Source organism: Streptomyces sp. SID3343 (assembly GCF_009865215.1).
Classification (GTDB): domain Bacteria; phylum Actinomycetota; class Actinomycetes; order Streptomycetales; family Streptomycetaceae; genus Embleya.
The window spans coordinates 1-9,042 of the sequence record NZ_WWJX01000958.1; the positions used below are offsets into that span (position 1 = coordinate 1).

10 protein-coding genes are annotated in these 9,042 nt (G+C 71.4%); 7 read left to right on the forward strand and 3 right to left on the reverse strand.

Annotated features, from left to right (window positions below; translation table 11 throughout):
• The coding region (locus GT354_RS30085) for an ATP-binding cassette domain-containing protein (protein WP_161359531.1) at positions 1-134 on the reverse strand (134 nt) is incomplete at its 3' end.
• A 258-nt stretch (positions 135-392) separates the two neighbouring features.
• Here GT354_RS30085 and GT354_RS30090 point away from each other — a divergent pair.
• The 6 genes from GT354_RS30090 to GT354_RS30115 all read left to right on the forward strand — a co-directional run bounded on the left by GT354_RS30090 (position 393) and on the right by GT354_RS30115 (position 5,182).
• Positions 393-881, forward strand: a complete 489-nt coding sequence (locus GT354_RS30090) for a GNAT family N-acetyltransferase (RefSeq protein WP_237535603.1) — start codon at positions 393-395, stop codon at positions 879-881.
• 371 nt (positions 882-1,252) lie between these two features.
• Positions 1,253-1,798 (forward strand): hypothetical protein, encoded by a 546-nt coding sequence (locus tag GT354_RS30095; protein ID WP_346012240.1) that lies wholly within the window; start codon positions 1,253-1,255, stop codon positions 1,796-1,798.
• Between the two features lie 37 nt (positions 1,799-1,835).
• Complete coding sequence (locus GT354_RS30100) at positions 1,836-2,462, forward strand: class F sortase (RefSeq protein ID WP_161359534.1); 627 nt, start codon at positions 1,836-1,838, stop codon at positions 2,460-2,462.
• A 187-nt stretch (positions 2,463-2,649) separates the two neighbouring features.
• A complete protein-coding gene (locus GT354_RS30105) occupies positions 2,650-3,291 on the forward strand; it encodes a PadR family transcriptional regulator (protein WP_161359535.1) in 642 nt (213 codons plus the stop codon).
• Positions 3,292-3,377: 86 nt separating this feature from the next.
• Positions 3,378-4,394 carry an ATP-binding cassette domain-containing protein gene (locus GT354_RS30110; RefSeq protein ID WP_237535604.1) on the forward strand — a complete coding sequence of 339 codons (1,017 nt, stop codon included), beginning with the start codon at positions 3,378-3,380 and terminating at the stop codon, positions 4,392-4,394.
• Entirely contained in the window at positions 4,391-5,182 is a 792-nt protein-coding gene (locus tag GT354_RS30115) for an ABC transporter permease (RefSeq protein ID WP_161359536.1), read from the forward strand. Before GT354_RS30110 ends, GT354_RS30115 begins: the two co-directional genes overlap by 4 nt.
• A gap of 187 nt (positions 5,183-5,369) precedes the next feature.
• Here GT354_RS30115 and GT354_RS30120 read toward each other — a convergent pair whose 3' ends face one another.
• Positions 5,370-6,230, reverse strand: a complete 861-nt coding sequence (locus GT354_RS30120; RefSeq protein WP_161359537.1) for an alpha/beta hydrolase — start codon at positions 6,228-6,230, stop codon at positions 5,370-5,372.
• A 227-nt stretch (positions 6,231-6,457) separates the two neighbouring features.
• A complete protein-coding gene (locus tag GT354_RS30125) occupies positions 6,458-7,300 on the reverse strand; it encodes a helix-turn-helix transcriptional regulator (protein WP_161359538.1) in 843 nt (280 codons plus the stop codon).
• Positions 7,301-7,523: 223 nt separating this feature from the next.
• On the opposite strand from GT354_RS30125, the gene GT354_RS30130 reads away from it, so the two are divergent.
• The gene (locus GT354_RS30130; protein WP_161359539.1) at positions 7,524-9,005 is read left to right on the forward strand and encodes an MFS transporter; all 1,482 of its coding nucleotides are present in this window, start codon (positions 7,524-7,526) and stop codon (positions 9,003-9,005) included.
• The last annotated feature ends 37 nt before the right edge of the window (positions 9,006-9,042 follow it).

The window sequence follows — 9,042 nt, forward strand, 5'->3', positions numbered from 1 at the left end:
CGCATCGTGGTGGACTTGCCCGCGCCGTTGGGGCCGAGGAAGCCGGTGACGATGCCGGGGCGGACGGTGAACGTGAGATCGTCCACCGCGGTTTTGGCGCCGTAGCGTTTGGTGAGCGCGTTGGCCTGGATCATGGTCGCTGCCTCGAAAGCCTCGTGGGATGAACCTGATCGAACATCGACCGGACGGGGTGTCCGGGACACGTTCAACGCTAGACAGCGCGGGCCTTCGTGACGATCGCCGTGCGGGCGAACCCGGGGGATGGCGTTGTGCATCGGGCGGGTGAACGCGGGCGTGCGGGGTCATCCCGGAGGATGAGTCCGGGGTCCGACCGGACCTTGGTGGGCGATCTGTAGCCTGGACCGATGGGAAGAACCGTTACGTACCTCGAGATGACCTCGCCCGATGCGCTGTCCGCCTCGTCGCCGGTGAGTGGGCTCGAACTGGTGCGGGTGGAGCGGGGTTTGCCGAGCGTGCGGGCCATGGCGGCGCGGGTCGGAGAGCCGTACGGGTGGCGCAGTGCCGCCCGTACGAAGGCCGAGTGGGAGGCGCGTGAAGGGGAACACCCGCTGCTGCAGTACTGGTTCGTCGTGTTCGAGGGGGAGCCGATGGGGGCCGCCTACCTGGAACCGCAGCCCGGCGGCGATGTGGAGATCGTCACCTTCGGGCTGGTGCCCGACTACGTCGGCAAGGGCTTCGGTGGCTACGCGCTGACCCTCGCGCTTCGGCAGGCGTGGGTGACCGAGCCGGTCGACGCCGAGAAGGTGCGTCGCGTGTGGCTGCACACCAACAGCAACGACCACCCGAACGCGCTCGCCAACTATCGAAAGCGTGGGCTGAACATCTACCGCGAGGACACCGAGGCCCCGGACGGCGCGTGAGTCCACCCCGCAAGGAACAAGCCACACCGCGAGGCCGGAACACGCCACCCCCGTCGGCGTAAACCCCGGCCTCCCCGCTCGGCCGGGGCCGGGGCCGGGGCCTCGGGTGAGGGCCGTGCGCAGCGCCGAGGGCGCCCCGCCGGGGCACCGTGTGGTGTTCCGGTTCGGGCATACGGGTGGAGTTTCGGTGTGGGCGGCGCGTCTTGTGCCGGTGCGGGGCGCGCGAAAAGCAGGGTCGGATATGTCCCTTATTCGTCGTATATGACGAACGTGTCCGACCTCCTCGTGGAGCGCCCCTCATGACCCCGACCCTCGGCCGAAGCCCTTCCGTCCGGTCCAAGCGCCTGACCGCCCCCGCCATCGCCATCGGAGTGGGCGCCGTCGCGCTCGCCGCGAGCGGTCAGGCCCAAGCGCTGCCCATGGCTCCCGGCGACAACGGGGATGTGAAGATTCACGCGACCTCGACGCTGCCGACCGACCAGAACAACGACCCCAAGGTCTGCCGGTTCTATCTGGCGGCGTTCGACTTCGACACGCTCACCAAGGTCACCTACACGATTTCCCAGCAGCCACCGACCGGGACCGACCAGGTGCTCGGCGGCATGGTCACGCTCGTCACCGGAATCGGGAACACCGCGACGCTTTCGCTCCCCGACGGGCACTACAAGCTCGACTGGACCTTCGAAGGCGAGACCGGCGGCGGCAAGCACAAGGTCTTCCAGGTGGATTGCCCGGAAAACAGCCCGACGACCGACAGGTCGCTCTTCGGTAGCGTGAACGCCGGTGGCGGTGGCGGCGCGTCGCAGTACAGCCCCGGCCAGATCGCCGCCGGCTCGGCCATCGTGGCGACGGCCCTGGGAAGCTTCGGCATGTATGTGGTCCGTCGTCGCCGTGCCACGGGCGATGGGGAGTCCTGAGCCCCGCTCGCCGCACCACAGAACCGGCCGCCGTTCGATGGCTTTCTGGGCCACCGTGCTGGCGGTGGCGGCCGGAATCTGGCTCGTCGTACACGGGGCGGGTGGTGGCGCGGTCGAGCGGCCACCCGACCCGTTCGACGCCGGCCTGGCCTCGGCGGCGGCGCGCAGCCGCGCGGAGGACGGACGACGCATCGACGCCCCGCCGCTGCCGCCGTCCCCGCCGACGCGGATCCGGATCCCGGCGATTCGGGTCGACGCGCCGATGGACGGCCTCGACAAGGGCCTCGACAACCGGTTGAACAGCCCGCCGGTCGCCAACGCCAACGTCGTGGGCTGGTATCGCGGCGGCGTGGCCCCCGGGGCCCAGGGCAACGCCGTCACGGTCGGCCACGCGGACACCCGCACGGGCCCGGCGGTCTTCTTCAAACTCGGCCTCCTGCGCGCGGGGGACCGGATCGAAGTTCTGCGCCGCGACCGGCACAAGGCGATCTTCACGATCGACGCGGTCAGGTCGTACGACAAGAACGCCTTTCCCGACGACGCGGTCTACGGTCAGACGCACGCCGCCGAGTTGCGGGTGATCACGTGCGGCGGACAGTACGACAAGCACACGGGCTACGCGGCGAACGTGGTGGTGTTCGCCCACCTGACGGAAACGCGTTGAGCACGCGGTCGTGACACGTCCTCGGCGCCCCCCGACCGCGAGCCGACGGCGACCGGCTCCCCGTGCGTCGACCCGCCCCGTGCCCGGTCGTACCGAGTGCCCCAAGTGACGGCCCGCGCCCGGACATAGGCTCGTCGCGGTACGGCAGGCACGAGCGGGTGCGGGAACGATGGGGAGAATCCAGGCGATGTCAGCGATCCGGTTGCTGGTCCTCGGGGCGGTGCGTCAACACGGGCGAGCGCACGGCTACCAGGTGCGCAACGACCTCGAATACTGGGGCGCGCACGAGTGGTCCAACGCCAAGCCGGGGTCGATCTACCACGCGCTCAAACAGATGGCCAAGCAGGGACTCCTGCTCGCGCACGAGATCGCGCCGAGCACGGTCGGCGGGCCGCCGCGCGTCGAGTACGAGGTCACCGAGGCCGGCACCGAGGAGTACTTCACGCTGCTGCGGCACGCGCTGACCGCCTTCGGCGAGAACGTCGACATGTACTCGGCCGGACTGGGCCTGATCGTCGACCTCCCGCGGGCCGAGGCGCTCGATCTCCTCGAGGAGCGCGTGCGCGGTCTGGAGACCTGGCGCGCCACCGTCACCGAGCACTACATCCCCGAGGAGGGGGTGAAGTCGTACGGTCACATCGGTGAGGTGATGGGCATGTGGGTGGACTCGGCGGACGCCGGTGCGCGCTGGACGCGTGGGCTGATCGAGCGCGTCAGGGACGGCGCGTACACCTTCGCGGGCGAGGGCGAACCCTTCGTGGCCGTGTTGCCGGAGGGCAGTGAGAACCCGTACGGGACCGGAGTCGCGGACCCCGGAGATTTTCACTGATCAAGTTTGACTAGTGAGTGGCTCGGGGATTACTCTCCTGCCAGTAGTCAAACTTGACTACTGTGAGGCAGAGGCTGGGAGGCGCTTTGACCGACCTTGACGCGGCGATCGTCGTCGAAGGACTGCGCAAGAGGTACGGGGCCAAGCAGGCCCTCGACGGGCTCGATCTGACCGTGGCGCGCGGCACCGTGCACGCCGTGCTCGGCCCCAACGGTGCGGGCAAGACCACTGCGGTCCGCGTGCTCGCCACGCTGCTGCGCTGCGACGAGGGTCGGGTCGAGGTCGCGGGCTTCGACGTCCGCACCCGCCCCGACGAGGTGCGCCGCCGGATCGGCCTGCTCGGTCAGCACGCGGCTCTGGACGAGGAACTCGGTGGTCGGCAGAACCTGGAGATGTTCGGCCGGCTCTACCATCTGGGCGCGCGCCGGGCCGGGCAGCGCGCCGACGAACTGCTGGAGCGCTTCGGCCTGGCCGACACCGGCCGCAAAGCGGTGAAGCAGTACAGCGGCGGCATGCGCCGGCGCCTCGACCTCGCCGCCTCGCTGATCACCGAGCCGCACGTGCTGTTCCTGGACGAACCCACCACCGGGCTCGACCCGCGCGGGCGCAACGAGGTGTGGAGCGCGGTGCGGCTCCTCGCGGGGGCGGGTACGACGGTGCTGCTCACCACGCAATACCTGGAGGAGGCCGACCGATTGGCGGACCGGATCACCGTGGTCGACCACGGTCGCAACATCGCGGACGGCACTGCCGACGAACTCAAGGACCTGGTCGGCGGCGAGCGGATCGACGTCGTCCTGCGCGACGCCGCCCACCTGCAGGCCGCGGCCGCGATCATCGGCGCGCTGCCGGATACGGGCCTGCCCGACATCGACGACGACAACCGGCGGATCAGCGTGGCCGCGACGGATCGGATGGCGATCCTGACGGAGACGATCCGGGGCCTGCGGGATGCGGGCATCGATGCCGAGGACATCGCGGTCCGGCGCCCGACGCTCGACGAGGTGTTCCTGCATCTGACGGGTGGCACGGGAGAGTCGTCGGCCGGGACCGAAGCGCACGCCGACGTCGACACCGACCCGAAGGCAAAGGTGAGCGCGTGAGTACCGGCACGATCGGCTGGGCCGTCGTCGATTCCTGGACCCTCACCCGACGCGAACTCGCCCACTGGGCACGGCAACCCGTACAGGTGCTGGTCGGGCTGGTGTTCCCCGTGATGATGCTGCTGATGTTCGGCTATCTCATCGGCGGCGGCAAGGGCATCGAGGGCGAGTACACCGACTTCCTGGTGCCGGGCATGCTCGCACTCACGATGGCGTTCGGCCTGGAGTCGACCATGCTCGCGGTGACCCAGGACCTGAACAAGGGTGTCGTCGACCGATTCCGCTCGATGCCGATGTCGCGGTCGGCCGTGCTGGTCGGGCGCAGCGTCGCGGACATGCTCCACTCGGTCCTCGGCCTGGCGGTGATGATCGCGGTCGGCCTCGCCATCGGCTGGCACTGGCACGGCTCCGCGATCGAAACCGTGGGCGCGATCGGCCTGTTGCTGCTGCTGCGGTTCGCGATGCTGTGGATCGGGCTGCACCTCGCGATGGTGGCGGGCAGGCCGGAAATGGTTCAGGCCGTCCAGATCCTGGTCTGGCCGCTCGGCTTCCTGTCCAGCGCGTTCACGACACCCGGGAACATGCCGTCCTGGCTCGGCGCGATCGTCGAATGGAACCCGATGTCGGCCACCGCGACGGCCGTTCGCGACCTGTTCGGCAACCCGAACGCGACGGGCACGTCATGGGCGGTCGAACACGCGGGACTGCTGGCGGTGTTGTGGCCGGTGGTCCTGATCGCGGTGTTCGCCCCACTCGCGGTCCGGCGGTATCGCGACCTGAGCCACTGAGCCACTGAGGCACGGAGCACTGAGCACTGAGCACTGAGCCACTGCGGTACGGGACCGCTGTGTAGCCGAGCGACTCACTCACCCGCTCACCGCGTCGAGCCGCGCCGGATCGCCTCACGCCGACACCATCGGCGCGGAGGCGGTCCGGCGCGGCACGTCGAAAACCGCAGGGCCCGAAACCATCGAGTCAGCTCTCCGCGAGGACCGCCCGCAGTCGGGCCGCGAAGCCCTCGGCGTCGTCGACGAAGCCGGTGTGGTCGCCGGGGAACGACCGGGGTTCGAGGCCCAGCACCGCCGCGAGTGCCCTCGACGTGCGGTCGCAACTCTGCCCGGCCGAGTTCTCGCCGATACCGACGACCACGCGGGTGGTCGTCGAGCGCAGCACGGCGAGGTCGGGCCGCCAGTGCGTCGTGGGCCGCATCTCGTGGGCGAACCAGAAGGCCTCGTCGGCCACCACCTGCGGGTCGCGTTCACCGCCGAACATCATCTCCATCACGTCGTCGGGCAGGACGATATCGGCGTCGGCGAGGAACTTGCGCCAGGCGCCCATGACGTCACCCGCGAGGTAGGTCGCGATGACGTCGTCGGCCTGTGCGTGCACCTGCTCGCGGTCTTCGAGCAGATGCACGACCGGGGGCTCGTGGGCGACGACGGTGCCGACCAGGTCGGGGCGGGCCTGCGCGAGGGCGAGCGCGGTGACGGCACCGCCGCTGGAACCCACGACCACGGCCGGCCCCGCGTCGAGGTGCACCAGCAGCCGCGACAGGTCGTCGGCGCGCAGGTGCGGCGTGGAGTCGCGGTCGCGGTCGTCGACCGAGCTGCGGTTGATGCCCCGCGGGTCGGTGGTGAGTACGGTGTGGTCGGCGGCGAGCAGATCGGCCAGCGGCGCGAAGGCCGCCGCGTCCATCGGCGCGCCGACCAGGACCACCAGCGGGCCCTGGCCACGCACCTCGTAGTGCAGCCGCGCGCCGGGAACCTCCAGGGTTCCGACGGTGACGGGCACCTCGGCGGTGTGGACGGCAGCGGGGGTGGTCGACGTGGGGGTCATCGGATCCTCCGGAGACTCGGTGAGACGGGGACGTTCCCTGCCTCTCACCCCTGCGTCGAACGGGAACGCCCCGAATCGACAACCCTCCCGAAAATATTCGGAACTTTCTTCGGCACGGCACGGCACGGCTCCGCTCAGCCCGGCTGCTCGGTTCCGCTCCGCTCCGCAGCGCGGCTCCGCACGGCCGGGAGGGCGGACGCGCCGCCGCAGCGGTGGCTGCCCGGGACTCACCGCTCGGCGGCGGCCTGTCGCAGTGCCTTGTGGGTGGGAGAGCCCTCGTCCGCGGTCAGGACCACGAGTTCGAGCGTGTGGGCGCCGGGGACGACGTAGGCGGTGTAGTCCAGGTCGAGTCGGCCGGCCCGGGGGTGGCGGATCTCATGGCTTCCGGTGGTCGGGCCCCGCACGTCGTGTTCCTCCCAGATCTCGGCGAACCGGCTGCTGCGCGCGGTCAGGTCCGCCACGAGCCGGCTGCCGCGTTCGTTGAGCGGGTCGGCGGCCACCGCGTGGCGCAGGCGGTGCACGTTGCTGCGCGCGGTCTTTTCCCAGTCCGTGAAGAACTGCGGTGAGCGGGGGTCGCAGAAGGCAAACCAGGCGAAGTTGCGCTGGTGGACGGGCAGTTCGGTGAAGTCGAAGAGCAGCCAGGCCGCGGCGTCGTTCCAGGCGACGATGTCGCGCATGGGGGTGACCACGTGTGCGGGCCACAGGATGAGTGAGTCGAGCAGGCGCAGGGTCGCTTCCGGCACGTCGGGGGTCTCGACCGCGGTCGGGTCCGGCAGGTGTGCCGGACTCCCCGTGCCGAGCCGGCGCAGATGTCGGCGGGCGTCGTCGTCGAGGTGCAGGGCCGTGGCGAGTGCGTCCAGGACGTCGGGCGAGGGGCGTCGTTGGCGGCCCTGTTCGAGTCGGGTGTAGTACTCGGGGCTGATGCCGGCCAGGGCGGCGACCTCGGCCCTGCGTAGTCCGTTCAGTCGTCGGGTGCCGCTGCGGGGCAGGCCGGCGACTTCCGGGGTCAGCCGGGCCCGGCGCGAGCGCAGGAAGTGAGCCAGCTCGGGCAGTGCTGCGGACGGTGCCATGCATCGAGTATCGGCCCTGTCGCCGGCGTGGGGATGGCCCCGGCGGGGCCGGCCCCACCAGGGCCACCCCCGGCGGTACCGGCCTTCGGCGGTGTCTCGTCGTCGTTCGCGGTCCGGCTCAGACTGGCCGGAGATGGTGCCGACGACGCGGGCGGCCGGGTCACCCACGAGCCGGATCCTCCCGTGTCGACGCGTCCGCGCCGCCCTTCCCTGGAGCTCGCACATGTCCGCACGTCCCGGCGAAACACCCTCGCCCGCCTCGTCCTTGCCGGTGCCCGGCGGTCCGGCAGCGGACACCCCTCCCGATCCGCCGGAGCCCGGCGGTCCGGCGCGGGTCCGGTACGCGCCCTTGGCGGTGCTGAGCGCGGCGGCGGGTCTGGACGCGGGCGGTGTCGCCGTGCTCAACAGCGCCTTGCCGTCGATGGGCGCGCGGTTCGGTACGTCGGCGCAGAACCTGTCCTGGGCGGTGACCGGCTACGCCCTCGCGTTCGCGGGTCTGCTGCTGTGCGGTGGGGCGATGGCCGACCGGCTGCGCCGCCGCCAAGTGCTGGTCCGGGGCCTGGTGACCGTGGCGGTGGGCGCGGTGCTCGCGTTCATGGCGCCCGTGTTCTGGATGGTCGTCGCGGGCCGCGTGTTGCAGGGAGCGGGGGCGGCGATCACGATGCCGGCCGCCACGGCCCTGCTGACCTCGGTGTATCCGAGTGGTCCGACGCGCTCGCGTGCTCTCGGCGTGTTCTCCGCGGCGCAGGCGGGCTGTTACGGCGCCGGCCTGGTGCTCGGCGGTGTGGTCACCAGTGCCTTCGGCTGGCGCTGGGTCTTCGCCCTGCAGGCTTCGGCGGCCGTGGTCACCGCCGCGGCGGCGATGCGATGGCTGCCGGCGGGCACCCGGCACCACAGGAGCCGCCTGGACCTGGTGGGGGCCGGGGCGCTGGTGACGGCGATCACCCTGATCGTCTTGAGCGCCGACCTGGCGTCGCGGCCCGGAGGCGGTCGGCTCGCCGGTGTCCTGGTCGCGGCCGCGGCGGCCGGCGGATACCTGTGGTGGCGCCGCGGCCGTACTCGCGACGGGGATGCCGTCCTGTTGGATCCGGGCCTGCTGCGCAGTCGCGGCGTGCGGACCGCGGCGCTGGTGGCGAGCGTGTTCTACTTCTGCGTCACCGGGTCGCTGTTCCTACTGCCGCTCTACCTCCAGCAGGTGCGGGGGATGTCGCCGGCGTCCTCCGGCCTCGCGGTCCTTCCGGTCAGTCTGGCCGTCACCGCCGCCGCGCTGGTCTCCGGGCGCCTGATGCGAACCCGCGGGCCTCGCCCGCTCCTGGCCTGGGGCGTTCTGCTCACCGCCGGCGGTGTGCTGCTGTGGTGCACGGCCGGGCCACACAGCCCCTACGGGGGCGCGGTCCTGGCCGGCCTGGTCGTCACCGGTATCGGACAGGGCCTGGCCTTCCCGGCCATCACCGCCACCGGCCTGCGCGACGTGTCGGACCGGGCCCACGGCTCCGCGTCGGCCGTCACGACCACCGCCCTGCAAATCGGCAGCGGAATCGGCCCCACCGTCCTCGCGGGCATCGCCCAGGCCGTCGGCGCGGGGGGACGCGGCGAACTGTCACTGTCCGGCCACCACATCGCCTATGCCGTGGCAGCCGGCTTGCTGCTCTTCGTCGGCCTCCCGGCGGCGGCTCGCCTCGACAAGGGAAGCCGGCCCAAGTAGGCCCTACGGCGCAGCCGTTGGCCCGGGGCGGGCGCCG

Bases quoted from the DNA above. Each gene is read 5' to 3' on its own strand.
- GT354_RS30090 (WP_237535603.1), top strand. From the start codon at position 393: ATGACCTCGCCCGATGCGCTGTCCGCCTCGTCGCCGGTGAGTGGGCTC.
- GT354_RS30100 (WP_161359534.1), top strand. From the start codon at position 1,836: ATGGCTTTCTGGGCCACCGTGCTGGCGGTGGCGGCCGGAATCTGGCTC.
- GT354_RS30105 (WP_161359535.1), top strand. From the start codon at position 2,650: ATGTCAGCGATCCGGTTGCTGGTCCTCGGGGCGGTGCGTCAACACGGG.
- GT354_RS30120 (WP_161359537.1), bottom strand. From the start codon at position 6,230: ATGACCCCCACGTCGACCACCCCCGCTGCCGTCCACACCGCCGAGGTG.
- GT354_RS30125 (WP_161359538.1), bottom strand. From the start codon at position 7,300: ATGGCACCGTCCGCAGCACTGCCCGAGCTGGCTCACTTCCTGCGCTCG.
- GT354_RS30130 (WP_161359539.1), top strand. From the start codon at position 7,524: ATGTCCGCACGTCCCGGCGAAACACCCTCGCCCGCCTCGTCCTTGCCG.